Origin of the sequence: Actinomadura rifamycini DSM 43936 (assembly GCF_000425065.1) — a bacterium.
GTDB classification, from domain to species: Bacteria; Actinomycetota; Actinomycetes; order Streptosporangiales; family Streptosporangiaceae; genus Spirillospora; species Spirillospora rifamycini.
Genome location: NZ_AULB01000022.1, coordinates 128,468 through 154,261 on the forward strand (window position 1 = coordinate 128,468; position 25,794 = coordinate 154,261).

The window sequence follows — 25,794 nt, forward strand, 5'->3', positions numbered from 1 at the left end:
TTCAACGGGCCGGCTCCAGCGGGGCCCCGAGCAGCTCGGCGAGCCGGCCGGGCGTCGCCGCGACGGCGTCCCAGTGCAGGGTGGCGAGGGTGGCGGGCACGGCCGCGGCGCCGTCGTCCCGGCCGTTCCACAGGACGAGCGGCAGGTCGCGGGACGCGGCGAGCGCGCGGACGTCGTCCAGCGCGCGGTCGCGGTCGTACATGCCCGGGACGCCCAGGTACGCCCACGCCTCGCCGGGGGCGCCCGCGGCGGCGTCGACGACGAGCAGGTCGGCGTCGGCGGATTCCAGCGCGATCATGGCGTCGTGCGGGTACAGCCGGATGACCTTGGCGTGCGCGGCGAGGGTCTCCGCCGCGCGCGCGCCGAGGATCCCCGCGACGACGATGCCGTCGTAGGGGGCGGCGACGAGGAGCCGGTCCTCGCTGCGGGCCACCGGGTCGAGCCGGACCTGCCCCGCGTCGGTGGTCTTCGGGGCCGCGACGGGGGCGCTGCGCTTGCGCCACAGCCGGTACAGCTCCTTGGGCAGCCGCGTGCCGCGCCGCGTCGGGTTGCGGGCGGCGCCGGCGACGAGCCGGCCGAACTGCACGGTCGTCGAGCCTTCGAGGGCGGCCAGCCGCCGCTCGAGCTCGTGGACGCGGGCCTCCCGCTCGCGCAGCGCCGCGCGCAGCCGCGCGGCCTGCTGCTTCGCCTTGGCGCCGTCCTTGGCGGCGCGGGCGGTCGCGGCGGCCCGCGGGTCGTCCCCGCCGCGCCGGATCGGATCAGTCACCGATGAACTCCATGATCACTTCTGCGATGCGGGGGCCGGCCGCGCCGTCCCAGAGCGGGGGCCTCCGCGCGTTCTCGTACCGGGCCGCGGCGTCCTCGCCCGCCGCGGTGTTCGCCTCCAGAACCTTCCGCACCTGCGGCACCAGCTCCTCGAACGTGACGAGGCGGTTCGTGCCGTGGGTGACGGTGATGGGGCGCTCGGTGTTCGGCCGGACCGTCAGGCACGGCACGCCGAGGATCGTGGTCTCCTCCTGCAGACCCCCCGAGTCGGTGACGACGGCGGCCGCGCCGCGCACGGCCCCGATGAAGTCGGTGTAGCCGAGCGGCTCCAGGACGTGGACGCCCGCGTGGTCGTCCAGCCCGGCGGCCAGCAGGTTGGCGCGGCCGCGCGGGTGCACCGGGATGACCAGGTCGGCGAGGTCGGCGATGCCGTGCAGCCGCCGGACGAGGTCGGCCGCGGTGTCCGGGGCGTCCACGTTGGTGGGCCGGTGCATCGTGGCCAGGACGTACCGGTCCGGCAGCCCGTGCTCCGCGCGGACCCGACCGGTGTCGAACGCGTCCAGGTTGGCCAGCAGCGTGTCGATCATCGGGTTGCCGACCAGGTGGGCGCGCTCCACCGGGACGCCCTCGTTCGCCAGGTGCCCGATCCCCTCCGGGCTCGTGACCAGGCAGATGTCGGAGAGCTGGTCGGTGAGCCGGCGGTTGACCTCCTCGGGCATCGTCATGTCGAAGCTGCGCAGCCCGGCCTCCACATGGGCGACCGGGATGCGCAGCTTGGCCGCGACGAGGGCGGCGGCGATGGTCGAGTTCACGTCGCCGTACACGATGACGACCGAGGGTGAACGGCTCGTGAACTCCTCCTCCAGCCCGGTCATCAACGCGGCGGTCTGCGCCGCGTGCGAGCCGGAGCCGACGCCGAGGTTGACGTCGGGCTCCGGAAGGCCGAGCTCCGCGAAGAAGACCTCGGACATGCGGGCGTCGTAGTGCTGCCCGGTGTGGACGACCGCCTGCTCGGCGCCGGCGGCCTCCAGCGCCCGGATGACCGGAGCCGCCTTGACGAAGTTCGGCCGCGCCCCGAGGACGTGCACGATGGGTGCCAACACAATTTCCCTTCTGTTCATCGGGTCTGCCTACGCTTCCCCGCCGTGCTGAAGAAATCGGTCTACCTGCCGGGACTCGCCGTGCGGCAGCTCCGCGACGACCCGGCGCGCGCGCCGCGGCTCGCCGTGCGGATGCTGGCCCGCGCGACCCCGGGACGGCCGGGGGCGCGGCTCGCGCGGTCCCGGCTCGCGGTCCCGCGCCCCCGCGTCGTCGCGCGGGAGAACGCCGAGCTGCGCGCCCTGCTGGCGCACGTGCCGCCCGCCCCGCAGACCCCGCCGGCCGGTGCGGGGGCCGCCGTGCCGGCCGGCGGGCCCGCCCAGGAGGTCTCCCCGGCGGACGGCGCCGTCCTGCAGTTCGTGACGAACGCCTTGCCGAACACGAACGCCGGCTATACCGTCCGCACGCACCGCATCGCGCTGGCGCTGCGGGCGCAGGGCCGGGACGTGCACGTCGCGACGCGGCTCGGCTACCCGCTCAGCCAGGGCTTCGGCGACGCCCGGCCGCGGGTGGACGTCGACGGCGTCGCCTACCACCGGCTGCTGCCGTGGCTGCCGCCCGCCGACCCGGTGCGGGCCGTCGAGCGCGGCGCCGACCTGGCCGAACGGATCGTGGACGCGGTGCGCCCGGCCGTCCTGCACGCGGTCAGCAACCACCTGAACGCGGCCGTCGCGCTGGAGCTGCGGCGCCGCCGCGGGCTGCCGGTCGTGTACGAGGTGCGGGGCTTCCTGGAGGACTCGTGGCTGTCGCGCGACCCGGCGCACCGCGAGACGGACGAGTTCTACCGGCTCACCCGGGAGCTGGAGACGCGCCGGATGGCCGAGGCGGACGCGGTCGTCACGCTCGGCGAGGCGATGCGCGCGGAGATCGCGTCCCGCGGGGTGCCCGCCGAGAAGGTCTTCACGGTGCCGAACGGGGTGGACGAGGCGTTCCTGGAGCCGCTGCCGGACGCGTCCGGCCTGCGGGCCGAGCTGGGCATCGCGCCGGACGCCTTCGTGGCGGGGCTGACGTCGTCGTTCTTCGGCTACGAGGGCATCGACACGCTGATCGACGCGGCGGCGCTGCTGCGCGACCGCGGGACGCCCGTCACGCTGCTGCTCGTCGGGGACGGGCCGGAGCGCGGCGCGCTGGAGCGGCGCGCGGCCGCGCACGGCGTGCACGCCGTGTTCACCGGCCGTGTCCCGATGCGGTCCGTACGCCGCCACCACGCACTCCTCGACGTCTTCGCGGTCCCCCGGCGGGCGGACCGGGTCTGCCAGCTGGTCACGCCCCTGAAACCGATCGAGGCGATGGCAGGGGGAATCCCCGTTATAGCCAGTGATGTCAAGGCTCTTCGCGAAATCGTCGAACCCGGCGTGACCGGGACGTTAACAGTTCCGGAAGACCCGGAAGCATGGGCCGATCACCTGGAGGAACTGGCTTACAGTCCAGAAAGAAGGCGAAAAATCGGTCAGGCGGCCCGTGAATGGGTCCGGGCCGAGCGCACATGGGGCGCCGTCGCGTCCGGATACCGCGCCGCATACGCGTACGGGGCGGACGACGACCGATGATCGCGATTCGCCGTGAAAGTCCGTGATTTCCGTGAATCCGTGAAGGGAGCCGAGTGATGGATCTGGTCGTCATCGGACTCGGCTATGTGGGGCTTCCCCTCGTCCGGGAGGCGTGCCGCGCCGGGCTGAAGGTCGGCGGGCTCGATCTGGACGAGCGCGTCGTCGAGGGCCTGCGGGCCGGGCGCTCGCACGTGGACGACGTCTCCGCGGAGGAGGTCGCGGAGCTGCTCGCGGCCGGGTTCGCGCCGAGCACGTCCGAGGACGTCCTGGACGGCGCGCCCACCGTGGTGATCTGCGTCCCGACGCCGCTGTCGCCCGAGGGCGGGCCCGACCTGACGGCCGTGCGCGGCGCGGCCGGGGCGGTGTCCCGGCACCTGGCGCCGGGGGCGCTGGTGGTGCTGGAGTCGACCACGTACCCGGGCACGACCGAGGAGGTCGTCCGGCCGATCCTGGAGGAGTCCGGCCGGACCGCCGGCGCGGACTTCCACCTGGCGTTCTCGCCGGAGCGGATCGACCCGGGCAACCCCGTGTACGGCGTCCGCAACACCCCGAAGATCGTCGGCGGGCTCACGCCGGCGTGCGCGTCGGCCGCCGCGGCGTTCTACGGCAAGTTCGTGGAGCGGGTCGTGGAGGCCAAGGGCACCCGCGAGGCCGAGATGGCCAAGCTGCTGGAGAACACCTACCGGCACGTGAACATCGCGCTGGTCAACGAGATGGCGGTGTTCTGCAACGAGCTGGGCATCGACCTGTGGGACGCGATCGACTGCGCGGCGACCAAGCCGTTCGGCTTCCAGGCGTTCCGGCCCGGCCCGGGCGTCGGCGGGCACTGCATCCCGATCGACCCGAACTACCTGTCGTACAAGGTCCGCTCGCTCGGCTACCCGTTCCGGTTCGTGGAGCTGGCGCAGGAGATCAACGACCGGATGCCGCGGTACGTGGCGGAGCGCGCCCAGCAGCTCCTCAACCGGGAGGGTCGGGCGCTGAAGGGCGCGAAGGTCCTGCTGCTCGGCGTCACCTACAAGGCCGACATCGCCGACCAGCGCGAGTCCCCGGCCCGCCCGGTGGCGCGGCGGCTGGCCCGGCTGGGCGCCGACCTCGCGTTCCACGACCCGTACGTGTCCGGCTGGGAGGTCGACGGCGCCGCGGTGCGGGACGCGGGCGACGACCTGCCGGCCGCGCTGGCGGACGCCGACCTGGCGATCGTCCTGGCCGACCACGCGGACTACGAGCCCGCCGTGCTGGCGCGGCACGCGCGGCTGCTGTTCGACACGCGGGGCCGCACGCGGGGCGCCCGGCAGGAGACGGTGGAGCTGCTCTGACCGGCCGGTCCGGACGGACGGACGGCCCCGGGCGGCCCCCCATACCAGAGATCGGCAATCGCCCGGTGCCGTCCACGCGGTGGTCGGCGGGAATTCATCCACCATTTCCATCGCGGCAGCAGACTCCCGAGGAGAAGCCGGTTCGGCGGCATTGGTTCGGCAGGGTTGCGGAGTGAGTGGAATGCGTGTCTGTGTTTGCACGATCGTGCACCATCCGGAAGATGCACGCATTCTGCACCGGCAAATCCGGGCACTATTGGATGCCGGTCATGAAGTCACATATATGGCCCCGTTCCGGGCATGCAATGTGGCGCCGTGGCGCGAGGTCAGCCCCGTGGACGTGCCCCGCGCCACCGGCCGCCGCCGCCTGAAGGCGATGCGGGCCGCCCGCCGCGCCCTCGCCGACCACGCGTCCTACGCGGACGTCATCCTCCTGCACGACCCCGAACTGCTGATGGCGCTGCCCCGCCGGGCGCGCGCCCGGACGGTCGTCTGGGACGTCCACGAGGACACCGCGGCCGCCCTCGGCATGAAGGGCTGGCTGCCCGCGCCGGTCCGGCCGCTCGTGCGCCCGGCCGTCCGCCGCCTGGAGAGGCGCGCCGAGCGGCGGCACCGGCTGCTGCTCGCCGAGGAGGGCTACCGGACCCGGTTCCGCCGGGACCACCCGGTCGTCCCCAACACCACCTACGTCGCGGACGACCCGCCCGGCGCGCCCGACGACAACCGCGCGGTCTACGTCGGGCACATCTCGGCGGCGCGCGGCGCCCACGAGATGATCGAGGCGGCCCGGCTGCTCGCCCCCGAAGGCGTCACCGTCGAGCTGATCGGCTCGGCGGACGAGGCGGTGAAGCCCGCGCTGCGCGACGCCCAGCGCGACGACGTCCTGCGCTGGTACGGGTTCGTCCCGAACGACCGGGCGCTGCGGATCGCCGAGGGCGCGATGGTCGGGCTCGCGCTGCTGCACGACGAGCCGAACTACCGGCACTCGGTCCCCACCAAGGTCATCGAGTACATGGCGCGGGGCGTGCCGGTCGTCACCACCCCGAACCCGCCCGCCGTCGAGATCGTCGGCCCCGCGGAGTGCGGCTTCGTCGTCCCGTTCAACGACCCCGCCGCCACGGCGGAGGCCGTCCTGCGGCTGCGCAAAGACCCGGACCTGCGCGCCGAGTTCGGCCGGCGCGGGCACAAGGCCGCCCGCGAGCAGTTCCACTGGCCGGTGCACGCCGCCCGGTTCGTCTCCCACCTCGAAGCCTGGGCGGGGCACGCCCGGCCGGCGGCCGTCATGGAGCCCGCGGCGGATCACTGACCGGTCCCCCGGCCCCGTCGCGCTTCTCGCGGTCCCGCTCCGCCGCCTTCTCCCGCTGCTCGGCCAGCCGCTTCGCCGCGGCCGCCCGCGCCTCCCGCTCGCGCTCCTCCAGCCTGGCCGCGACCGACTTCGCGAGCCGGGCGGCGGCCCCCGTCGGGCTCCCCGCCTCCACCACCGCGATGACCCGCCCCACCCGGACGGCGATCACCCCGGCGGTCGTCCCGATCTCGTACATCTCGTCGCCGCCGAGGTTCTCCCGCCGCCGCACCTGCGACTGGACGGACTGGAACGCGTCCAGCATCTGCGACGCGGCGTCGTCGGTCTCGGCCACCCACCGGACGCTCACCGTCAGGCCCCGGACGGCCGTCGCCCGCTCCCCGTCCGCCGCGGTCGGCTCCCCGGTCGGCGGCGGCGGGCTCGTCGGGTGCGCGCTCGGCCCGCCGGTCCCCGGCGACGGCGACCCCGCCCCGGACGCCGACGCCGACGCCGACGGCCCCGCACCGCCCCGATCCCCGCCACCGGCGGCGCCGGGCCCCTCGGAAGCCCCGGATCCCTCGCCCGACCCGGTTCCCTCGCCGCCTTCGGTACCTTCGCCGCCCGCGCCTTCGCCGCCTCCGGCGCCTTCGCCGCCCGCGCCCGTCCCGTCGCCGCCCGCGCCTTGGCCGCCGCCCGCGCCTTCGCCGGCAGCGCCCGTCCCGTCGCCTTCGGCGCCCGCGCCCGTCCCGTCGCCTTCGCCTTCGCCGCCCGCGCCCGTCCCGTCGCCTTCGGCGCCGGGGTCGTCCTCGCCGGGGTCGTCGTCCTTGCGGGGCTTCTTCTCGACCGGTTCGTAGGTGCAGGACACCGGGTCGGGCAGGCGGGCCTCCCCGACCTCCGCGTCGGCGGGTTCGGTGACGTAGTCCTCCAGCCCCGCCCGCGCGAGGTCTTCCTTCTCCAGCAGCGCGCAGGCGTCCGGCCAGTCGGCGACCGGGACGCCGCCGAGCTCGTCGGGCCCGGGTCCGGTGCGGCCGCCGCGCAGCGCGACCAGCCGGGACTCGCCCGCCGGGCGCGGCACCGCCTCGGCGACCGCGACGTACAGCAGGCCGCCCGCCGCGGCGATCCAGGGGCGCTTGCCGGGCAGGTCCGGGTCCATCGTGAACGGCGCGGGCGCGGTCGTGGCGGTGCCGTCGGCGGGCGAGACGACGTCGATCCCCGCGGGCAGCAGCAGCTCCGCAAGGCGCGGGCGCAGCGCGTAGACGGCGCCGCCCGCGCGCGCCAGCGCCGTGTAGGACGGCACCTCGCGCGCCCACCCGACGTTGCCGGACGACACGTCGACCGCCTCCATGAGCGTCGTGCCGCGCTTCGTCCCGGCCGGATGATAGACGACGATGAGCCGCCCGTCCGCGAGGACGCTCGGGCACATGCCGTCGCCGCACACCGCGTCGCCGTCCCAGGAGGCGAACTCCTCGCCCTCCTCGTCGAACGCCCGCAGCGCCGTCCCGTCCGAGACGAGCGCGACGCCGTCCAGCATCGTCACCTCGGGCGCCTCCTCGGCGCCGAGCGCCTCGTCCCAGCGGACGTCGCCGTTGTGCGGGTCGAGGGCGAGCAGCCGGCTCGGCCGGGACTGCCGCGCGCAGTCGAGGGCGATCGCGACGAGCGACTCGCGGTCGCCGGACGGCTGCGCGGCGCCGTCGAACAGCCGGCAGCCGTGCCGCACCTGCCGCTGCCACAGCGGCTCGCCGGTCGCGGCCGCCAGTCCGACCAGCGTGCGGCGCTCGTCGTCGGTGGTGAGCACGACCCCGGCCCCGGCCGGGAAGCGCAGCGTCGTGCGGGAGACCGCGGCGGGCCGCCGCGCCCCCTCGTTCTTCCACAGCAGCGAGCCCGACAGCAGGTCGAACCCGACGAGGACCCGGTCGGCGCGGTGCCCGTCCCGCTCGAAGTAGCCGACGAGCCGCGTCTCGGTGGACGTCCAGCCGAGCAGCGACCAGTCCGACCGGCTGTAGCTCCACCGCCGCGCACCGGTGCGGGCGTCCACGACCTGGACGCCCTGGCCGGACACGGTGACGATCTGGCCCTTGGCGACGTCGTAGGAGACGGTGTCGTACCCGGCGACGGACCCGCGGTGGACGCGGGTCGTCCGCTCCCAGCTCACGGCGAGGGGCCCGGGCGGCGGGCCGACGTCGCCGAGCGGCGCGACGGACTCGCCGGTCACCCTGTGCCGGACCTCCCACCACTCCGCGTGCAGGACGAACCGGTCGACGAGGACGACGCACAGCGCCACGGCCAGCCCACCGGCGATGAGCCCGAGCACGATGCGGACCCTGCCCGCGGGCTCCGGCCGGCCGCCGGGCCGCTGCCGGCTCCCGACCACGACCGCGCCGCCTCCTTCCGCTTAAGGTGAACCTCCACCATGCCCTGTCCCGGGGCGCCCGCGCGACACGACCGGAAAAAGAAACTCCGGCACGGAAGGGGAGGAATCCATGGAGGTGTTCGACCGCTGGCGTACCTGGGACGACGCCCGCGCGGACCTCGCCGGCACCGGCCTCGACGCCGATCGGGTCGGGCGGGCCGCGGCCGCGGCCGTCCGCTGGCACGGCGACCAGCGGCGCCCCACCGGCGCACCCTACCTGGAGCACCTGCTGGAGGCGCTCGAGGTGCTGGTGCGGGGCGCGGGCGAGACCGACCCGGACGTCCTGGCGGCCGTCCTGCTGCACGATGTGGTCGAGGACACGCCCGCCACTACCGCCGACGTCGAGGCCGAGTTCGGGCCGCGGGTCGCCGAACTGGTCGACTGGGTGACCAAGCCCCCCGCCGGCGGCGCCGGGCGGCAGGCGAAGCGGGCCGCGAAGTCGGCGTACCTGCGGCGGCTGCGGGACGCCCCGCGCGACGCCGTCCGGGTGAAGCTCGCCGACCGGGTGAGCAACGTGCAGACGCTCGACCGGATGCCGCCCGACTTCCAGCGCCGCTACTACGCCGAGACCGTCACCTACATCCTGCCGCTGACCCGGGACGAGCCGTGGTTCGCGTCCTGGTACGCGGGCTGGCGGGAGCGGTACGCGCACCTGCTCTAGCGTGCGGGATGATCGGGGCCATGGAACGCGAGTGGGTGGTCGAGGAGAGCGTGGCCATCGACGCCGGGCCGGACGCCGTGTACGCGGCGGTCGCCGACCTGCGCCGGATGGGCGAGTGGAGTCCCGAGGTCGTCGCGACGTGGATCCGCGGGCGGACGATCGCGCCCGGCACCCGGTTCGTCGGGTTCAACCGGCTCGGATGGCGGCTGTGGTTCACGAACTGCCGGGTGACGGTCGCGGAGCCGGGCCGCGCGTTCGCGTTCCGGGTGTCGAGCTTCGGCATGCCGGTGGCGCTGTGGGGCTACCGCGTCGAGGGCTTCGACGTCGACGGCACGTCCCGCACGCGGCTCACCGAGTACTGGGAGGACCTCCGCCGCGACACCCGCGGCGCCGCGTTCGTCTCCCTCCTCGGCCGGGTCTTCACCGGGGTCCCCGCCGAGCGCCGCGCCGCGGTGAACCGGCGCGGGATGCGCGCCACCCTCGACCGGATCCGGACGGGCGTCGAACGCGCACCCGGTACGTGACAGGAAAACGAGAACCTGTTCTACTAAGAAGGGTGAGCACCGACTACGCCGTGCAGGGCGAACGGGTCGCCATGCCCGTCCGGATCCGCGACGCCGCCGTGGCCTCGGCGATGTTCGCCGTCCGCGCGCCCGCCGCCCGCGCACTGATCGCCTACTCCGGACTCGACGTCTTCGAACCCGTCCGCGGCCGGGCGGTCTGCTCGCTCGCGTTCGTCCGGTACATCGACGGCGACCTCGGCCCCTACCACGAGTTCGCCGTCGCGTTCCTGGCCCGCCCGCCCGGCGGCGAGGTCGGCGCGTTCATCCACTGGCTGCCCGTCAACCAGGAGTTCACCCTGGAGGCGGGCCGCGGCATCTGGGGCTTCCCCAAGGAGCTCGCCGACATCCCGATGCACCTCGCCTCGCGCGTCAAGCGCTGCGCCGTCCGCTTCGGCGGCCGCACGGCGGTCGAACTGGCCGTGCGGCCCGGCGCGCCCGTCCCGTCCGGGTCCCGCAGCCCGCGCGTGACGGCCTACTCGCACCTCGACGGCGTCACCCGCCGCGTCCCGTGGGAGGTGTCGCCCGCGCGCGTCCGGATGCGCCCCGGCGGCGCGACCGTCCGCCTCGGCGACCACCCCGTCGCGGACGAGCTGCGCACCCTCGGCCTCGACGGCGCCCGCGCGCTCAGCACCAGCACCGTCGGGCACCTGCGGATGACGTTCGAGGCCGCCGAGGAGGTCCGCCCGTGAGGCCCACCGCCCTGGTCACCGGCGCCGCCCGCGGCGTCGGCGCCCGCGCCGCGCAGCGCCTCGCCGCCGACGCCTGGGACGTCGTCGCCGTCGACACCGACGAGCCCGGCCTGGCCCGCACGGCGCTGCGCTCGCCGAACACCCACACCCGCGTCTGCGACGCCGCCGACCCGAAGGCCGTCGCGGACGTCCTCGCGGTCACGGGCCCGGTGCACCGCCTCGTCTGCGCCCCCACCGCCCCGCCCACCGACCTAGAACACGTTCTACGAAACGTGGCGCTGGCCGCGTCCCGCTGCGTCGACGCCGCCCTCCCCGGCATGCTGGACCGCGGCCGCGGCGAGATCATCGTCATCACCGAGCACCCGTCCCGCTCCCCCGCGCACGCCGCCGCGACCACCGCCCTGATCACCTACCTGGAGGTCCTGGCCGCGGACCACCCCGCCCCGGGCGTCCGCCTCCGCGTCGCCACCGCGCACCCCGACGTCCCGCCCCGCGACGTCCTCGACGCCGTCGACCGCTCCCTGGCCCGACGCCGCCGCGCCCTCGTCCTCCACCCCGCCCCCCGGCCCGGCCGCCTCCGCCGCCTCCGCCGCTGAGCACCTCCCGCCCCCGCGGGCCGGGGCGTTCGCCGGGTCGTCGGGCGGCGGACGGGAGAATAAGCTTGCTGTTCCGGCCCCTTCGGGGGTGCCGGGGACACCCCCCGGTGCAGCGATGCGGAGGAGCAAGCCTGCATGTCGTCCCAGGTCACCGGGCGGCCGGCCGATCCCGGCGGTACGGTCAAGGACCGCGAGATCGCGGCCGAGCAGCGCTACGTCGACATCGCGTACGCGCGGCTGGAGGAGATGCGCGCCGAGGCGCAGGCCATGATCCGCGAGGGGTTCCGGCAGTCGCAGGCGGGCACCAAGGCGTCGCTGGTGGACCGGGACGCCTGGGTGCACCAGGCCGCGCGCCGCGCGCAGGCCCTCGACATCGCCGACGACGGGCTGGTGTTCGGGCGGCTCGACCTGGCGGCCGGCGAGGTGCGGTACATCGGCCGCGTCGGGGTGCGCACCCCCGACCACGACTCCCTCGTGATCGACTGGCGGGCCCCGGCCGCCGAGGACTTCTACCGCGCGACGCCCGAGGATCCGCGGGGCGTCGTCCGGCGGCGGGTCCTGCACTCGCGCGGGCACACCGTCGTCGACCTGGAGGACGACCTGCTCGACCCGTCCGCGTCCGACGGCATGACCGTGGTGGGCGACGGCGCGTTCCTCGCGTCGCTGGCCCGCACCCGCGAGGGCGCGATGCGCGACATCGTCGCGACCATCCAGCGGGAGCAGGACGAGGTGATCCGCGCGCCCGCCGACGGCACCGTCCTGGTGCGGGGCGCGCCCGGCACCGGGAAGACGGCCGTGGCGCTGCACCGCGTCGCGTACCTGCTGTTCCGGCACCGGCAGCGGTTCGGGTCGCGGGGCGTGCTGGTCGTCGGGCCGAACCCCCGGTTCACCTCGTACATCGAGCGTGTCCTGCCGTCCCTCGGCGAGGGCACGGCCGCGCTGCGCTCGCTGGGCGACCTCGTGGACGGCGTGACCGCGTCCGCGCACGACGCGCCGGCGCTCGCGCGGCTCAAGGGCGCCGAGCCGATGGCGACCGTGCTGCGCCGCGCCGTCACCGATCAGGCCCCCGGCGCGCCCGACGAGCTGCGCGTGGTGTTCAAAGGGGTCGTCGTCGCCCTCGACCGGGCGCGCCTCGACCGGGTCCGCGCCGACGTGCACCGGCGCAGCCGCGGCAGCGTCAACGCCGCCCGGGGCCGCGCCGCCGAGGCGCTGCTGGACGCCCTGTGGGACCGGTTCACCGGCATCGGCGGGCAGGAGGCGGCGGAGGCCGCCGAGGGCGCCGATACCGGGCTGTGGAACGCGATCCTCGCCGCCGACGGGCTCGCCTCCCTCGACGACGACACCGGACGGTCCGGGACGTCCGACGGCTCGCCGCGGGAGAAGTTCGACGCGCGCGTCCGGGAGCAGCGCGCGTTCACCGACTTCCTGGTCGCCTGGTGGCCGCTGCGCACCCCGCTGGACGTGCTGCGCTCGCTCGGCGACCCGGACCGGCTGCGCCGCGCCGCGGGCCGCGACCTCCCCCGCGAGGACCTGCCCGCCCTCGCCGCGTCCTGGGCGGAGGGCCCGCTCAGCTACCAGGACGTCGCCCTGCTCGACGAGCTCGACGCGCTGCTGGGCGCCCCGCCGCGCCCGTCCCGGCGCCGCCGCGCGCCCGCCGCGGACGACCCGTTCGTCGTGGACGGCGTGAACATCCTGACCGGCGAGGAGGCCGCCGACGAGACGTGGGAGCCGGAGATGGAGGAGCTGACGACCTCCATCGAGCGGCTCGAACGGTCCCGCCGCGTCGACGACGGCGTCGTGGAGGAGCGCCCCGAGTACGCCCACATCGTCGTGGACGAGGCGCAGGACCTCTCCCCCATGCAGTGGCGGATGCTGGGCCGCCGGGGCCGGCAGGCGAGCTGGACGATCGTCGAGGACCCCGCGCAGAGCGCCTGGGAGGACCTCGACGCCGCGCGCGCCGCGATGGACGCCGCCCTCGGCGGCGAGCGGAAGGGGCGCGGACGCCCCCGCAAGCGCGCCCCCCGCGCCCGCCACGAGTACGAGCTCACCACGAACTACCGCAACTCCACCGAGATCGCCGCGGTGTCGGCGCGGGTGCTCGCCGAGGCGCTCCCGGACGCCCGCCCGGCCCGCGCCGTCCGCGCGTCCGGGATCGACCCGGTCGTGGACGTCGTCCCCGAGCCGGACCTCGCCGCTGCGGCCCGCGCCGCGGCCGGAGAACTGCTGCACCAGGTCGAGGGGACGATCGGCGTGATCGTCCCGCTCGCCCTGGAACCCGGCGGTCAGGCGTCCCTGTTCGACACGACCGCCTGGGGCGAGGCAGAGCGCGCGCGGCTCGCGGAGGGCCTGCCGGAGCGCGTCCAGGTGCTGGACGTCCTGGAGGCGAAGGGCCTCGAATTCGACGCCGCCGTGATCGTCGCCCCGGAAACCGTCGCCGCCCAGTCGCCGCGCGGCCTCCGCGTGCTGTACGTCGCCGTATCCCGCGCGACCCAGCGCCTGACCGTCCTCACCACCGATCCCGACTGGCAAGCCAAGCTCCTAGGAACTTGACCCACCCCCCCCCCGAACCGGCCACAAGCATCTCCGACCGCCCCACAAAGCCTCGGCCCCAGCCGAGCACAACCCACCACCCCAGCCAAGCCCCAGCCAGAGCGCACGGGAACAACTGCGATTGCGAGCGAAGCCAGGTTCGAGCCCGCGAGAACCTGATCGCGCAGCGAGCCCCAAGGGCGAGTAGGAGCGATGCAGCAATCGCCCGTGGCGCCCGTTGAAGGAAGGCCCCCTGGGGCCTGACGCCGAGGGCGCCACTAGATAACAGGCGGACGTCCGGTACGGGTCATGCGCCAGGCGGTGCGCCAGGAGATGGGGCGGCGCGGACCGGCGGGCTTGCGCCAGCCCTCCGCGAAGCCCTTGAACCACGGCTTGAGGGCCTTCGGGCTGCGCTCCCGCAGGACGGTCATGGCGACCCACACCCCGAGGTACGCGAACGCGAGGAGCCACGGCAGGTTGCGGCGCGCGAGCCAGACGCGGTTGCGGGCGTTGTACCGGTAGAACATGTCGTGCCGCGTGGGCAGGACGGCCGGGTGGTACATCACCGCGGACGCGTCGTAGGCGATGTGGTAGCCCGCGTTGAGGACCTGCCAGGCGAGGTCGGTCTCCTCGTGGGCGTAGAAGAAGTCCTCGGGGAGGCCGCCGCCGAGGTCGAACGCGGCGCGGCGGATCGCGCAGGCGCCGCCGAGGAAGGTCGTCACGGCGGACGAGCGCTCGGGGTCGCCGGCGCGGAGCCGCGGCACGTGCCGCCGCTCGCCGGGGCCGCCCTCGGGGTCGCGGACGCGGAACGACACGACGCCGAGCTTCGGGTCGGCGGAGAAGCGGTCGCGCAGGTAGGTGCCGAGGCGGGTCGACCGGTACCAGCCGTCGTCGTCCAGGAACAGGACGATCTCGCCGCTGGACGCCTCGACGCCCCGGTTGCGCCCGGCGGGGATCCCGACGTTCTTCGGCAGCGCGATCGTCTTCACGCGCGCGTCGTCGAAGGGCGCCTCGCCGCCGCGGTCCCCCACGGGATCGACGCCGTTGCCGACCAGCACGACCTCGATGTCCACGTGCTCCTGCTCCAGGGCACTGCGGACGGCACGCGCCAACTCCTCGGGCCGGTTGCCCATAGTCAATACGACGACACTGAGTTTCACTTCAGTCTCCGGGAGGCGAGGATGCTCACCAGGTGCAGGAGGGTCTGCACGACGGCCACGGCGGCGACGGCGACGGTGAGGACGCGGATCGCGGCGGGGGTCTCGCTGCCGAGGACGGTGTCGAGCGCGGCGGCGGCGAGGATCAGCAGGGAGAGTTCGACGGCGCCGATGATCCGGTGGAAGCGGAGCATGGACGCGGCCTGCCGGGCGAGCGCGATGCGGGTGGAGCGGGGGCGCAGCGCGCGGTCGCCGCCGGACGGGTCGGCGGCCAGGCCCGACTTGGCGCGGGCGACGACGACGTTGTCGGTCTCGGCCTTGATGAGCGCGGCGCCGAGGGCGGCGAGCATGCCGAGCTCGACGTAGCCGCCGGTCTCCCAGCCGCCCTGGGCGGCGAAGCCGAGGCCGACGAGCAGCGACACCTCGGACAGGTAGTGGCCGATGCGGTCGAGGAACACCCCGGCGACGGACGTCTGCCGCAGGTAGCGGGCGACCTCGCCGTCCACGCAGTCGAGGAGCAGGTAGACCTGGATGAGGACGGCGCCGCCGACGGCCGTCCACAGCGGTGGGAGCGGCAGCGAGACGACGGCGCCCGCGGCGATGCCGCTGAGCATCATCAGGTAGGTCAGCTGGTTGGGGCTGAACCCGAGGCGGAGGGCGATCCACGCGAAGTACGGGGAGAGCGACCGCATGTAGAGGCGGCCCGCCCAGTGCTCCTCGTTGCGCCGCTCCTTGAGGCCGGGCGGCTGGCCGTGGGCGCGGACGTCCGCGACGCGGGCGCTGCGGCGGGACGGACGGTCGTCGCCGGGCCGCTCGGGCTCCGCGGCGGGCGCGGGCACGTCAGCCTCCGTGGGCCTGGACATAGTCTTCCACCGCCTTGCGGGTCTCGTCGGCGTCGAGACCCAGATGCTCCAGGATCGTGTAGCGGCCGGGGCGGGTCCGCGGGGCGTACTGGACCGCCTCGGTGAACTGGTCGACGGTCAGCCCGACGTCGCCGGGCAGCCGGGGCAGCTTGTGCCGGTCGAGGCAGGCGAGGATCTCCGCGAGCCGTTCGGCGCCCTCGCCGAGGTGCAGGACGCGCAGGTGGTAGGTGAACGCGGCGCCGATGCCGGCGAGCTCGCCGTGGTTGGCGGTGCCGGGGAAGAGCTGGTCGACGGCGTGCAGGATCTCGTGGTCGCCGCCGGACGCCGGGCGGGAGTCGCCGGCGAACGCCATCGCCATGCCGGACAGCACGAGGCTCTCGGCGAGGACGGTGAGGAACCGGTCGGACTCGATGGACTCCGGCTGGTGCAGGAGCGCCTCGGCGGCGGTGCGGGCGACGGTGAGCGCCATCCGGTCGACGCGCTCGCCGCACTCGGCGGAGGCGAGGAGCCAGTCGTCCACGGCGGAGAAGTTGCTGAGGACGTCGCCGATCCCGGCGCGGACGAGCCGTTCGGGCGCGGCGCGCACGTAGTCGAGGTCGACGACCATGGCGAGGGGCATCACGACGCCGAACGAGCCCTTGCCCTTGTCGTGGACGAGGGACGCGACGGGCGAGCAGATCCCGTCGTGGGACAGGTTCGTCGCGACCGACACCATCGGGATGCCCGACAGGGTCGCGGCGTACTTGGTCGCGTCGATCGTCCGGCCGCCGCCGATGCCGACGACGGCCTCGTAGGACCCGCCGCGCAGCTTCGCGGCGAGGTCGACGGCCGCGTCGACGGTGGCGCCCGCCACCTGGAACACCTCGCAGGCGGCGAGGGACGGCCGGACGTGCTCGGCGATCTGGTCGCCCTGGCCGGGGCCGACCGCGATCGCGACCCGTCCCTCGGTGGCGATGCGCCCGTCGGCCAGCAGCTCGCCCAGCGCGGCGACGGCTCCGCGCCGCACGTCGATGGACAGCGGCGCGTTCAGCATCCGCGTCAGCAGGGGCATGGGCCTCCTCGCTCGGTCGCCCGCGCCGCCCGGGACGCGGGCCCTTCGTGTCTCTGCCGTCGGCCGCCTGCCGTCAGGCGCGCCCGCTCAGTACGTCTTGGCGATCGTGCGGGCCTTCTCGAGGTCGTCGTGGTTGTCGACCTCGACCCACTGCACGTCGCCGATGGGGGCGATCGCGATGCTGCCGCCCCGGTCGACGAGCTCCTGGTAGCCGTCCTCGTAGTACTGGTCGGGGTCGCTCTCCCAGGTGGCCTTCAGCGCGTCGGCGAGCGCGTCGGCGGCGGCGGGCTCGATGAGGGTGGCGCCGATGTACTCGCCGTTGGCGGACGCCGGGTCCATCAGCTTCGTGATGGTCTTGAGGTGCCCCTCGCCGTCGAGGATGACCTTCATCTCCTCGTCACCGAGCGTTTTCACGTCGTCCACGGCGAGGAGGATGTCCGGTCCGCGGTGCGCGAGTAGGGTCTTCTCGACGCTCACCGGATGGACCGTGTCGCCGTTGACCATGAGGACGCCCTTGGAGAAGTGCTCCCGCGCCAGCCACATGGAGTAGGCGTTGTTCCACTCCTCGGCCTTGTCGTTGTGCACCAGGGTGATCGAGACGCCGTACCGCTCCTCCAGGGCGGCCTTGCGCTCCTCGACCGCGCCCGCGCAGTAGCCGACGACGATCACCACGTCGGTCAGCCCGACCTCGGCGAGGTTGCCGAGGGCGATGTCCAGGATGGTGGTCTCCCCGTCGACGGGGACCAGAGCCTTGGGCAGCGTGTCGGTGTAGGGCCGCAGCCTCCGGCCCGCGCCCGCCGCCAGCACCATGCCGATCATGCTTCCTCTTCCTTCAGGTCGACGTGCACGCGTCCGCCGGATCCGGCCCGCGCCCACGCGGCGACGCCCTCGCCGCCGAACAACACGCCAAGGTAGGCGGCCAGGGCAGCGTACGCGAACGGGAGGCTCCCGGAGAGGCCCCCGCAGGCCACGATGAGCATCCGCCCCTCCCAGCCGAGCCCGGCGCGAAGGAGCCGCTGCCGCCGCGGCCCCCTGCGGGTGCGGTGCACGGTGTCGTGGTGGTGGAGCGCGAGGAGGGCGACGAGCGCGAAGACGAGCGGCGCCGCCACAGCGTGCGCGAACCCCAACACGGTGAGGTAACCATACTCGATCCCGCGGATCATGGGCGGCGCCGTCCAGTCGAGCCTGCCGGTGTGCGGGTGCGCCGACGCGGGACCGATCAGCAGCACCGCGATGACCGGCGCGAACAGCGCCGGCGACGGGTTCCCGCCCTCGCCCGCCGCGAACAGGACGGTCGTCAGGACGGCCGCGCCGACGGCTCCGGGCACGGGCGGGAGCCCCCCGCGCGCCAGCACGCCCAGCGCGCGCGCCAGCGGCCCGTCGTCCCGGTAGACGCGCAGGATCGCGCCGTTCACGGGGTCACCGGCCACAGGGAGCGGAGGAGGCATCCGGCCAGGACGGCGGCGACCGCGACGGCGCCCCACGCGGTGAGGACCGTGAAGACGAGGACCGGGTCGCCGAGCGCGGCCGTGACGGAGACGAGCGCGAACCGTTCGGGGCGCGGCAGCACGACGAGCCTCGCGAGGCCGGTGGGGCGGCCGGGGACCGCGGCGGGGTGGCGGGCCGCGAAGGACGCGGCGATCGTCCGGCCGAGGGCGGGCAGGACGAGCGCGAGCGCGGCCGCCCCCCACACCCCGGCGGGCCCGCCGGGCGCGACCGTCCCGGCGGAGGCGAGCGGTCCGGCGCCGCCGGCGGCGGGACCGGCGGCGGCCCCGGCCGCGAGGCCCGCGTAGACGATCGCCTCCTCGGCCCGGCGCAGCAGCGCCGACCGCCACACCTGCCGCCGCGTCGCGGCGCCCGCGCGGGCGAGGGCGGCGTCGACGCGGGCCAGCACGACGGTCGCGGCGAGCAGCAGCGCGCCCGCGACGGCCCCGGTGCGGGCGGCGTCCGAGAACCAGACGGCGGCCAGCACGGCGAGGCCCAGGGAGATCGGCGCCGTCGTACCGGGGGTGAGGCCCCAGCGGGCTGCGCGGCGCACCGTCTGCTGCTCCACGGTCGCCTCTCGGTTCGGGCGGGCCGGAGGCCCGCGGGTCCGGTACGTTGAGCGTGAGCCGTACGGTCATGGCAGAGCGTAATGCTTCGGTGACCGGTTGTGTCGAGAACGGGGAGACATGGGTACGCGGACGGTCGCGGTGGTGCTCGCCGGAGGTGTCGGCGCGCGGCTGGGCGCGGGGCGCCCCAAGCAGCTCATCGAGGTCGGCGGCCGGCCGATCCTGGGCCGTGCCGTCGCCGCGTTCGACGGGCATCCGCGCATCGACGAGGTGCTGGTCGTCATGGCGTCCGGGCACCTGCGCGCGGCCGGGACGATCGTCGCGCCGTTCGGCAAGGTCACGGGCGTGATCGCGGGCGGCGACACGCGTACCGGGTCGACGGTGGCGGCGCTGGAGGCGCTGGCCGGGCGGCCGGACGACGCGCGGGTGCTGTTCCACGACGCGGCCCGCCCGTTCGTCGGCGCCGCCGTGATCGACCGCGTGCTGGACGCCCTGGAGGACGACGCGGCGGTCGCGGTGGGGGTGCCGAGCCCCGACACGGTCGTCGTGGTGGCGGACGGCCTGGTCGCGTCGATGCCGCCCCGGGAGACGATGAGCCGGTTCCAGACGCCGCAGGGGTTCGTGCTCGGCACGATCCGCAAGGCGTACGAGATCGCGCTGGCGGATCCGGAGCTGGCCGCGACCGACGACTGCGGGATCGTGCACCGCTACCTGCCGGAGGTGCCGATCCGCGTGGTGGCGGGCGACGACCGGAACCTGAAGGTCACGCGTCCGCTGGACATCGCGCTCGCCGAGCACATCGCCGCGGAGGAGAATCCGTGATCTTCGAGAGCACCCCCACGATCATCGGCCACCGCGGTTTCGGGTCGGGCGACCAGCCGGTCCCCGGGACGGGCCGGACGGTGGCGGAGAACACGCTGGAGTCGATGCTGGCCGCCGTGGACGCGGGCCTGTCGTGGGTGGAGCTCGACGTGACGCGGACGGGCGACGACCATCTCGTCCTGCGGCACGACCCGACGATCCCGGACGGGTCGCACGTCGTCGACCTGCCCGCGACCGACAGCGGCCTGCCGCGCCTCGCGGACGTCCTCGACGCGCTGCCGCCGCACGTCGCGGTGGACGTGGACGTGAAGACCGTCCTGGAGGACGCGCTGGACGACCCGGACCGGCGGACGGGCGCGCTGCTGGTCCCGCTGCTGCGGCGGGAGGCGCGGCGGCGGCCGCTGCTGGTGACGTCGTTCGACCCGGCGCTGCTGGCGTTCCTGCGGGACGAGGTGCCGGGCGTCCCGCTCGGGCTGCTGACGTGGCTGCGGTTCCCGCTGTGGCACGCCGTCCCGGCGGCGGCGGGGCTGGGGCTGCAGGCGGTGGCGGTTCACACGGGGTCGTGCGGGTTCGAGCACCCCGACACCCGGCTGCGTCCGCTGGACCACTGCGTGAACGCGGCGCACAAGGCGGGCCTGGAGGTCGTCGCCTGGTGCCCGACGGCCGAGCACGCGCCGCGCTACGCGGAGGCGGGCATCGACGCGATGGTCGTCAACGACGTCCCGGGCGTCCTCGCCGCGCTCTGACCGCCGAACCGGGCGCGTGGCCCGCCCCGGCGGGGCCGGTCTCCGTGGCCCGGTTTCCGGCTAGCGCCCGCGCAGGTCGTCGTCCCCGTACATGCGGGTCCACTCGCCGCCCTCGCCCTGCCCGCGGTACGGCTCGGGACGGTCGCCCTCGCGCCCGAAGGGGACGGCCCCGGACGGCGGCGTCTGCGGCTCCTGGGGCCGCGCCGGCCCCGGCGGCTGCGGCTGCCCCGGCGGCTGCGTGAACGACGGGGCGAACGGCTCCGGCCGCTCCTGCGGCCGCGGCGCCCCGGCGCCCGGCATCGGCGGCGGCCCGCCCACCGGCGCGGGCGGCGGCCCCAGCGGACGCGGCGCGGCGGCGCGGCCGGCCCACCGGCTCGGCATCACCGACGCCGCGAGGAGCACCAGCCCGAGCAGCAGCAGGACGCCGTACGGGCCGGCGATGCCGATGTAGGGCAGTTCGAGATCGCCGGGAAGGACGTCCCGCGTGAACTGCTGCCGCAGCATCCAGCCGGGGTCGACGATCCACACGCCGCCGACGGCCGTGAGCAGGAGGCCGGGGAGCAGCGAGGCGAGCGGCGACACGCGGGGCGCGACGGCGAGGGCGACCAGCACGGCCGTGCCCAGCAGCAGCGCCGCGCCGAGCCAGCGCTCCGAGCCCGCGTCCCCGCCGAACGTGGCCGCCACGCGTCCCACGGAACGGTGCATCTGGTAGACGCCGTACAGCAGGACCAAGGGGATCAGCGGGGCCAGGACCACGCCGATCAGGCCGCCGAGCGCGTGACGTGCTCCATTGGACATCGGGCCACCTCCAGGGCGCCGGGCCGGTGGCGGGGTCTCGCCACCGTAACCCTGAGACGGCCCCGGGCACACCCCCGGTTCCGCCCAAGATGTCCGAAAGATACCCCCATTCGCTCCCGCCCGGGCGGAAGCGGCCGCCGGCCGCCCGACCGTCGGCCGGCGCTCCGGTCCGGCCGTCGGCCGGGCCGATCGCCGTGGGAGGGACGCCCGCGCCCCGGCGGACGCGGTCGTCCGGCCGGCGGTCAGACGACGGGCTCGCCGGGCTTCGCCGGGGTCGGCTGGCCGAGCCGCGGCGGGCTCGTCAGGAAGCCGACGCCCCAGGTGACGTGCATGGTCGCGAAGACGAGCGGGAGCCGCACCCACGCGGCGGGCGGCAGCCCGCGGCCCTCGACGGCCGCGCCCGCGACCATCGCGAGCGCGTACCCGCCGGGCAGGATCCAGCCGGGCCAGAACCCGAACGCCCCGGCGACGGCGCCCGCCGTCATCGCCACCACGGCGATGGGCGGCGCGAGGTAGCGCAGGTTGAGGGTGCCGGCGTGCTCGCGGCCGACGACGCGGCGCCAGCGGCCGGTCTGGAAGTACTGCTTGGCGAGGGCGCGCAGGTCGGGCCGGGGCCGGTAGGTGACGCGCATCCGCGGGGTGAAGAAGATCCGCCCGCCGGTCTGCCGGATGCGGTGGTTCATCTCCCAGTCCTGCGCGCGGGTGAACGTCTCGTCGTAGCCGCCGACCCGGTCGAGGGCGCTGCGCCGGAACGTCCCGAGGTAGACGGTCTCGACCTCGCCGGCCTCGCCGCCGGTGTGGAAGCGGGCGTTGCCGACGCCGAGCTTGGACGTCATCGCGCGCGCGACGGCCTGCTCGAACGGGGTGGTGCCCTCGGCGGCCATGATGCCGCCGACGTTGTCGGCGCCCGTCTCCTCCATCGTCTCGACGGCGGCGCGGACGTAGTCGGGCGGCAGCAGCGAGTGCCCGTCCACCCGGACGATGATCGAGTACTGCGACGCCTTGATCGCGATGTTGAGGCCCTGCGGCGTCCGGCCGGTCGGGTTGGACACCACGACGATGCGCGGGTCCTCGGCGGCGAGCCGGTGGGCGATGTCGTCGGTGCGGTCGCGGGACGGCCCGAGGGCGAGCACGAGTTCGAGCTCGCCCGGGTAGTCCTGGGTCAGGATGCGGCGCACGGCGTCGGTGAGGTGCCGCTGCTCGTTGAGGACGGGCATCACCACCGACACCGCGGGCCAGGTGCGTCCGCCGGCGTCGGTGCTGGTCCGTGGCGCGTGCTGCGCGGCGCGCTGCGCATGGGGAGACGGGTTCATGGGCTCGCGGGCGCATCCGGCCGGAGCAGGCCGGAGGAGGCCCCCCTTCCTCTCTCTTGCTCGCTTGTCCGACGCAGCCCACGTCGCCCAGGTTCGCGTGCGGGGCCGCCGGGGTGTGGTCAGGACGGCGTTACGTTACCGCAAGGACACGCGGTCCAGATGGCGGTGAGTCGGGTGTTCCCCACTTTAAGGTGGTCGAGACTCACCCAGCACATCCGACGACGTTCTTCGGGAGGCGGCGGCGGCATGACGGACGGGCACGGCCCGGGTCGCGACGACCCGTTCGCCGACGGTGACGCCGACCCGCTGGAGCGCTACTTCCGGCCCCGGCCGGGCGCGGACGGGCGGGCGGACGGCGACGACGGCGACATCGACGGCGTGACGATCGACGGGATGCCCGCGCCGCGGGTGCCGGTGGAGGGCCCGCGGGGGCCGCGCCGACCGGGGCCGCGGCTGAGCCCGCGGGCCGCGTCGAGCGCGCGGCGGCAGCGGCGGCTGCTGGCGGTCACGGCGGGGATGTCGGCGTTCGTGCTGCTCACGTCCGGTGGGGCGTGGGCGTTCCAGAACTACGTGACGGGCGCGATCGACAAGATCTCGATCGACGGCCTGGACAAGGACGCCGGGGGCGTCGAGGGCCCGATGACGGTGCTGATCGCGGGGGTCGACCGGCGCGACGGGCTGTCGAAGGAGCAGATCAAGGCCGCGAAGCTGGGCAAGTTCCCGGGCGAGCGCTCGGACACGATGATGCTGCTGCACGTGTCGGGCGACCGGAAGCGGGTCTCGGTCGTGAGCCTGCCGCGGGACTCGTACGTGACGATCCCGGCGCACGAGTCGAACGGGTCGGAGGGCGCGAAGGGGCAGAAGGTGCCGGCGCGTCCGGGCAAGCTGACGTGGGCGTACCAGTTCGGCGGGGCGAGCCTCGCGGTGAAGACGGTGAAGCGCGCGACGGGCGTGTCGATCGACCACTACGTCGAGGTCAACTTCTACGGGTTCGTGAAGATGGTCGACGCGCTGGGCGGCGTGGACGTGTGCGTCGAGCAGCCCGTCGACGACCCGAAGAGCGGGCTGCGGCTGGCCGCCGGGAAGTCGCACCTGGACGGGATGAAGGCGCTCGCGTTCGCCCGCACCCGGTACTCGCTGACCGGGGGCAGCGACCTCGGCCGGATCGACCGGCAGCAGCAGTTCCTGGCGGCGCTGATGCGGCAGGCGATGTCGACGGAGACGCTGCGGAACCCGGTGAAGTCGACGAAGTTCCTGGACGCGGCGCTGGGCACGCTGACGGTGGACGACCAGCTCGCCGAGGACCTGCCGAAGATGGTCGACGAGATGCGCGAGCTGTCGACCGACGACCTGACGTTCGCGAAGGTGCCGCTGGAGAACCCGGACCACCAGGCCACGCTGTGGAACGCGGCGGCCCCGCAGTCGACGGTGAAGTGGGACGAGGAGCCGGCGCGGGAGCTGTTCCAGAAGATCGAGGGCGACCGGCGGCTGGAGGCGCCGAAGCCGGCGCCGTCCACGCCGTCCCCGACGCGGAAGCCCGAGGACCGGCTGACGGTGCCGCCGGAGGACATCTCGGTGCGGGTGCTGAACGCGATCGGGACGCAGGGCCTGGCGACGGAGGCCGGACGGCAGCTGGAGGAGGCGGGCTTCGAGGCGAGCGTCGTGCCGGGGCTGGCGCGGCGCGGCCTGCAGACGACGGAGATCCGGTACGGGCCGTCCCGGGCGGAGGCGGCGAAGACGCTGGCCAAGGCGCTGCCGGGCGCGAAGCTGAAGAAGCTGGACGAGCTCCAGGCGGAGATCCAGGTGTACGTGGGCGGCGACTGGGACGGCGTCGAGAAGGTGAAGGTCGAGTCGGCGGAGCCGACGCCGTCGCCGAGCGCGGACACGTCCGTCGAGACGGGGACCCAGAAGCTCTGCGGCTAGAATTCGGTTCTAGTCGAAAGGAGCCGTTGTGGACGGGTTCTACGAGCCGCTGGCCGACGGCGGGTTCGCCTCCACTCCCGCGACCGCGGGGCCGTGGTCGCCGGAGTTCCAGCACGCCGGGCCGGTCGCCGGGCTGGTCGGCCGGGCCTTCGAGCGGCACGAGCCGGTCCCGGGCACCCGGGTGGCGCGGATGACGATGGAGATCCTCGGCCCGGTGCCGGTCGCGCCGCTGGGCGTCGCGGTGCGGACCGTCCGCCCGGGGCGGCGCGTCACGCTGCTGGAGGCGGAGCTGGCCCACGAGGGGCGCCCGGTGGTGCGGGCGACCGCGTGGCGGACGCTGCGGGCGCCGGACGGCGTCGCGCCGATCGTCCGCACGCCGCCCCCGCCGCCGCTGCCCGCCGGGTCCGGCCCCCTGGAGGCGTGGGCGGGCGCCCACATGGACGGCTACCTCTCGGCGATGGAGTGGCGCCTCGTCGAGGGCTCGTTCTCCGCGCCCGGCCCCGCCACGACGTGGGCGCGGTCGCGGGTGCCGCTCGTCGCCGGGGAGGACGACACGCCGCTGGTGCGGGCGCTCGTCCTGTCCGACAGCGTGTCGGGCGTGGGCAGCGAGATCGACATGACGGCGTGGCAGGTGATCAACACGGACCTGACCGTGGCGCTGCACCGCGACCCCGCCGGCGAGTGGCTGTGCCTGGCCGGGTCGCTGCAGGTCTCGCCGGGCGGCGGCGCGCTGTGCGAGGGCACGCTGGCGGACGCGTCCGGCGACATCGGACGCGTGCTGCAGACGATGTTCGTGGACGCTCTCCCCCGCTGACCACACGCCGGAGCCACCCCCAGTCGATCATGATTCCGGGACGATCGCTTACTCTCTGTGATGAGAGGCATACAGAGTGATGCCGTAGTGCGACCGTCAGGAGTGCACACCATGTCGACCAGGAATCTCGGTCTGCTGACCTCGACCGCCGTCGCCGCGTTCGCGCTCGGCGGTTTCGCCGCCGCCGCGCTCGGCGATGCACCGGCCACGCTCGGGGCGGACACCGTCCCCGCGGCGGCCGTGGCGGCGCCCAACCCGCCCGTGGTGCCCGCGCCGCCCGCGCCGCCCGAGCCGCCTCCGGGGCCGAAGTCGGCCGCGAAACCGGCGAAGGCCGCCGCGGCGGACGGCAGGGACCTCGCCGCCTGCACCGACGGCAAGTGCGAGGTCATCGTGCAGGACGGCGATGTGATCAAGCTCGACGACCGGTTCCGGATGGGCCCGATCGGCGTCGGGATCGACGGCGGCCTCGTCACGTTCACGCGCCAGGACGACGGGACGCGGGCGACGACCACGATCATGACCGGGATCACGAGCACGCAGATCCACTGGAGCGGGCTCACGCTGCGGCCGCGCATGACGGAGGAGGGCGAGCTCGTCCTCAAGCTCCGCCACCGGGACGCGGGCAAGCTCGCGGAGAAGAAGCCCGCAGCGGACAAGCCCGCGGACGCCAAGCCCGCGGAGCAGAAGCCCGCGGAGGACAAGCCTGCGGACACCAAGCCCGCGGACACCGAGCCCGCGGAGGACAAGCCTGCGAACCGGCAGTGACGAACGCCGCGCCGCCCTCGTCCGTCCGG

At 75.0% G+C, this 25,794-nt stretch carries 24 protein-coding genes; 13 read left to right on the forward strand and 11 right to left on the reverse strand.

The genetic code is table 11. From position 1 onward, the window contains the following. Nucleotide 1: 1 nt before the first annotated feature. Both H505_RS43565 and wecB read right to left on the reverse strand, forming a co-directional pair. Nucleotides 2-766 carry a hypothetical protein gene (locus tag H505_RS43565; protein WP_125613193.1) on the reverse strand — a complete coding sequence of 255 codons (765 nt, stop codon included), beginning with the start codon at nucleotides 764-766 and terminating at the stop codon, nucleotides 2-4. Further along, the gene (gene wecB / locus H505_RS0121730) at nucleotides 759-1,886 is read right to left on the reverse strand and encodes a non-hydrolyzing UDP-N-acetylglucosamine 2-epimerase (protein WP_034519128.1); all 1,128 of its coding nucleotides are present in this window, start codon (nucleotides 1,884-1,886) and stop codon (nucleotides 759-761) included. The genes H505_RS43565 and wecB overlap by 8 nt, the downstream gene beginning before the upstream one ends. A gap of 24 nt (nucleotides 1,887-1,910) precedes the next feature. Here wecB and H505_RS0121735 point away from each other — a divergent pair, with 24 nt between their 5' ends. From H505_RS0121735 to H505_RS0121745, 3 genes are all read left to right on the forward strand, one after another. Beyond that, nucleotides 1,911-3,413, forward strand: coding sequence for a glycosyltransferase (locus tag H505_RS0121735; RefSeq protein ID WP_064743687.1), 1,503 nt, complete (start codon nucleotides 1,911-1,913; stop codon nucleotides 3,411-3,413). Nucleotides 3,414-3,469: 56 nt separating this feature from the next. Next, the gene (locus H505_RS0121740) at nucleotides 3,470-4,732 is read left to right on the forward strand and encodes a nucleotide sugar dehydrogenase (RefSeq protein ID WP_026403664.1); all 1,263 of its coding nucleotides are present in this window, start codon (nucleotides 3,470-3,472) and stop codon (nucleotides 4,730-4,732) included. A 181-nt stretch (nucleotides 4,733-4,913) separates the two neighbouring features. Next, entirely contained in the window at nucleotides 4,914-6,038 is a 1,125-nt protein-coding gene (locus H505_RS0121745) for a glycosyltransferase (protein WP_026403665.1), read from the forward strand. Here the strand turns inward: H505_RS0121745 and H505_RS47915 are convergent. Next, on the reverse strand, nucleotides 6,013-8,385 hold the full coding sequence (locus tag H505_RS47915; protein ID WP_051301004.1) for an outer membrane protein assembly factor BamB family protein: 2,373 nt from the start codon (nucleotides 8,383-8,385) through the stop codon (nucleotides 6,013-6,015). The two genes, H505_RS0121745 and H505_RS47915, sit on opposite strands and share 26 nt — an antisense overlap. 109 nt (nucleotides 8,386-8,494) lie before the next feature. Here H505_RS47915 and H505_RS0121755 point away from each other — a divergent pair, with 109 nt between their 5' ends. The 5 genes from H505_RS0121755 to H505_RS0121775 all read left to right on the forward strand — a co-directional run bounded on the left by H505_RS0121755 (nucleotide 8,495) and on the right by H505_RS0121775 (nucleotide 13,483). Further along, nucleotides 8,495-9,085 carry an HD domain-containing protein gene (locus tag H505_RS0121755; RefSeq protein WP_026403666.1) on the forward strand — a complete coding sequence of 197 codons (591 nt, stop codon included), beginning with the start codon at nucleotides 8,495-8,497 and terminating at the stop codon, nucleotides 9,083-9,085. Nucleotides 9,086-9,105: 20 nt separating this feature from the next. Next, nucleotides 9,106-9,609 (forward strand): SRPBCC family protein, encoded by a 504-nt coding sequence (locus H505_RS0121760; RefSeq protein WP_034519129.1) that lies wholly within the window; start codon nucleotides 9,106-9,108, stop codon nucleotides 9,607-9,609. 32 nt (nucleotides 9,610-9,641) lie between these two features. Beyond that, nucleotides 9,642-10,337: an acetoacetate decarboxylase family protein gene (locus tag H505_RS0121765; protein ID WP_026403668.1), complete on the forward strand. Its 696-nt coding sequence runs from the start codon at nucleotides 9,642-9,644 to the stop codon at nucleotides 10,335-10,337. After that, complete coding sequence (locus H505_RS0121770) at nucleotides 10,334-10,933, forward strand: SDR family NAD(P)-dependent oxidoreductase (protein ID WP_026403669.1); 600 nt, start codon at nucleotides 10,334-10,336, stop codon at nucleotides 10,931-10,933. The genes H505_RS0121765 and H505_RS0121770 overlap by 4 nt, the downstream gene beginning before the upstream one ends. 135 nt (nucleotides 10,934-11,068) lie before the next feature. Next, nucleotides 11,069-13,483, forward strand: coding sequence for a HelD family protein (locus H505_RS0121775; protein WP_026403670.1), 2,415 nt, complete (start codon nucleotides 11,069-11,071; stop codon nucleotides 13,481-13,483). A 257-nt stretch (nucleotides 13,484-13,740) separates the two neighbouring features. On the opposite strand, the gene H505_RS0121780 is transcribed toward H505_RS0121775, so the two are convergent. From H505_RS0121780 to H505_RS0121805, 6 genes are all read right to left on the reverse strand, one after another. Continuing rightward, entirely contained in the window at nucleotides 13,741-14,595 is an 855-nt protein-coding gene (locus H505_RS0121780; RefSeq protein ID WP_051301005.1) for a glycosyltransferase family 2 protein, read from the reverse strand. 23 nt (nucleotides 14,596-14,618) lie between these two features. Further along, nucleotides 14,619-15,482: a CDP-alcohol phosphatidyltransferase family protein gene (locus H505_RS0121785; protein ID WP_026403672.1), complete on the reverse strand. Its 864-nt coding sequence runs from the start codon at nucleotides 15,480-15,482 to the stop codon at nucleotides 14,619-14,621. Continuing rightward, complete coding sequence (locus H505_RS0121790; RefSeq protein ID WP_034519130.1) at nucleotides 15,460-16,533, reverse strand: iron-containing alcohol dehydrogenase family protein; 1,074 nt, start codon at nucleotides 16,531-16,533, stop codon at nucleotides 15,460-15,462. Before H505_RS0121790 ends, H505_RS0121785 begins: the two co-directional genes overlap by 23 nt. 87 nt (nucleotides 16,534-16,620) lie before the next feature. Beyond that, complete coding sequence (locus tag H505_RS0121795) at nucleotides 16,621-17,352, reverse strand: phosphocholine cytidylyltransferase family protein (protein WP_026403674.1); 732 nt, start codon at nucleotides 17,350-17,352, stop codon at nucleotides 16,621-16,623. Continuing rightward, on the reverse strand, nucleotides 17,349-17,948 hold the full coding sequence (locus H505_RS0121800; protein WP_233617955.1) for a DUF5941 domain-containing protein: 600 nt from the start codon (nucleotides 17,946-17,948) through the stop codon (nucleotides 17,349-17,351). Before H505_RS0121800 ends, H505_RS0121795 begins: the two co-directional genes overlap by 4 nt. After that, nucleotides 17,945-18,586, reverse strand: coding sequence for a hypothetical protein (locus H505_RS0121805; protein WP_026403676.1), 642 nt, complete (start codon nucleotides 18,584-18,586; stop codon nucleotides 17,945-17,947). The genes H505_RS0121800 and H505_RS0121805 overlap by 4 nt, the downstream gene beginning before the upstream one ends. A 118-nt stretch (nucleotides 18,587-18,704) precedes the next feature. Here H505_RS0121805 and H505_RS0121810 point away from each other — a divergent pair, with 118 nt between their 5' ends. Together H505_RS0121810 and H505_RS0121815 are read left to right on the forward strand one after the other, a co-directional pair. Continuing rightward, complete coding sequence (locus tag H505_RS0121810) at nucleotides 18,705-19,406, forward strand: IspD/TarI family cytidylyltransferase (RefSeq protein ID WP_026403677.1); 702 nt, start codon at nucleotides 18,705-18,707, stop codon at nucleotides 19,404-19,406. Beyond that, complete coding sequence (locus H505_RS0121815) at nucleotides 19,403-20,152, forward strand: glycerophosphodiester phosphodiesterase (RefSeq protein ID WP_026403678.1); 750 nt, start codon at nucleotides 19,403-19,405, stop codon at nucleotides 20,150-20,152. Before H505_RS0121810 ends, H505_RS0121815 begins: the two co-directional genes overlap by 4 nt. A 60-nt stretch (nucleotides 20,153-20,212) precedes the next feature. Here H505_RS0121815 and H505_RS0121820 read toward each other — a convergent pair whose 3' ends face one another. Both H505_RS0121820 and H505_RS43575 read right to left on the reverse strand, forming a co-directional pair. After that, nucleotides 20,213-20,950, reverse strand: a complete 738-nt coding sequence (locus H505_RS0121820) for a hypothetical protein (protein ID WP_125620021.1) — start codon at nucleotides 20,948-20,950, stop codon at nucleotides 20,213-20,215. A gap of 242 nt (nucleotides 20,951-21,192) precedes the next feature. After that, nucleotides 21,193-22,263, reverse strand: a complete 1,071-nt coding sequence (locus H505_RS43575; protein ID WP_051301006.1) for a glycosyltransferase family 2 protein — start codon at nucleotides 22,261-22,263, stop codon at nucleotides 21,193-21,195. 246 nt (nucleotides 22,264-22,509) lie between these two features. Between H505_RS43575 and H505_RS0121830 the strand changes: the two genes are divergently transcribed. The 3 genes from H505_RS0121830 to H505_RS47920 all read left to right on the forward strand — a co-directional run bounded on the left by H505_RS0121830 (nucleotide 22,510) and on the right by H505_RS47920 (nucleotide 25,765). After that, a complete protein-coding gene (locus H505_RS0121830) occupies nucleotides 22,510-24,186 on the forward strand; it encodes an LCP family protein (protein WP_026403680.1) in 1,677 nt (558 codons plus the stop codon). Between the two features lie 28 nt (nucleotides 24,187-24,214). After that, nucleotides 24,215-25,000, forward strand: coding sequence for a thioesterase family protein (locus H505_RS0121835; RefSeq protein WP_026403681.1), 786 nt, complete (start codon nucleotides 24,215-24,217; stop codon nucleotides 24,998-25,000). A 111-nt stretch (nucleotides 25,001-25,111) separates the two neighbouring features. Continuing rightward, entirely contained in the window at nucleotides 25,112-25,765 is a 654-nt protein-coding gene (locus H505_RS47920; RefSeq protein ID WP_051301007.1) for a hypothetical protein, read from the forward strand. Nucleotides 25,766-25,794: the final 29 nt, after the last annotated feature.

Bases quoted from the DNA above. Each gene is read 5' to 3' on its own strand.
- H505_RS0121755 (WP_026403666.1), top strand. From the start codon at position 8,495: ATGGAGGTGTTCGACCGCTGGCGTACCTGGGACGACGCCCGCGCGGAC.
- H505_RS0121775 (WP_026403670.1), top strand. From the start codon at position 11,069: ATGTCGTCCCAGGTCACCGGGCGGCCGGCCGATCCCGGCGGTACGGTC.
- H505_RS0121830 (WP_026403680.1), top strand. From the start codon at position 22,510: ATGACGGACGGGCACGGCCCGGGTCGCGACGACCCGTTCGCCGACGGT.
- H505_RS0121785 (WP_026403672.1), bottom strand. From the start codon at position 15,482: ATGTCCAGGCCCACGGAGGCTGACGTGCCCGCGCCCGCCGCGGAGCCC.
- H505_RS0121760 (WP_034519129.1), top strand. From the start codon at position 9,106: ATGGAACGCGAGTGGGTGGTCGAGGAGAGCGTGGCCATCGACGCCGGG.
- H505_RS0121810 (WP_026403677.1), top strand. From the start codon at position 18,705: ATGGGTACGCGGACGGTCGCGGTGGTGCTCGCCGGAGGTGTCGGCGCG.
- H505_RS43575 (WP_051301006.1), bottom strand. From the start codon at position 22,263: ATGAACCCGTCTCCCCATGCGCAGCGCGCCGCGCAGCACGCGCCACGG.
- wecB (WP_034519128.1), bottom strand. From the start codon at position 1,886: ATGAACAGAAGGGAAATTGTGTTGGCACCCATCGTGCACGTCCTCGGG.
- H505_RS0121780 (WP_051301005.1), bottom strand. From the start codon at position 14,595: ATGGGCAACCGGCCCGAGGAGTTGGCGCGTGCCGTCCGCAGTGCCCTG.
- H505_RS0121795 (WP_026403674.1), bottom strand. From the start codon at position 17,352: ATGATCGGCATGGTGCTGGCGGCGGGCGCGGGCCGGAGGCTGCGGCCC.
- H505_RS0121820 (WP_125620021.1), bottom strand. From the start codon at position 20,950: ATGTCCAATGGAGCACGTCACGCGCTCGGCGGCCTGATCGGCGTGGTC.
- H505_RS0121740 (WP_026403664.1), top strand. From the start codon at position 3,470: ATGGATCTGGTCGTCATCGGACTCGGCTATGTGGGGCTTCCCCTCGTC.
- H505_RS0121790 (WP_034519130.1), bottom strand. From the start codon at position 16,533: ATGCCCCTGCTGACGCGGATGCTGAACGCGCCGCTGTCCATCGACGTG.
- H505_RS0121745 (WP_026403665.1), top strand. From the start codon at position 4,914: ATGCGTGTCTGTGTTTGCACGATCGTGCACCATCCGGAAGATGCACGC.
- H505_RS47920 (WP_051301007.1), top strand. From the start codon at position 25,112: ATGTCGACCAGGAATCTCGGTCTGCTGACCTCGACCGCCGTCGCCGCG.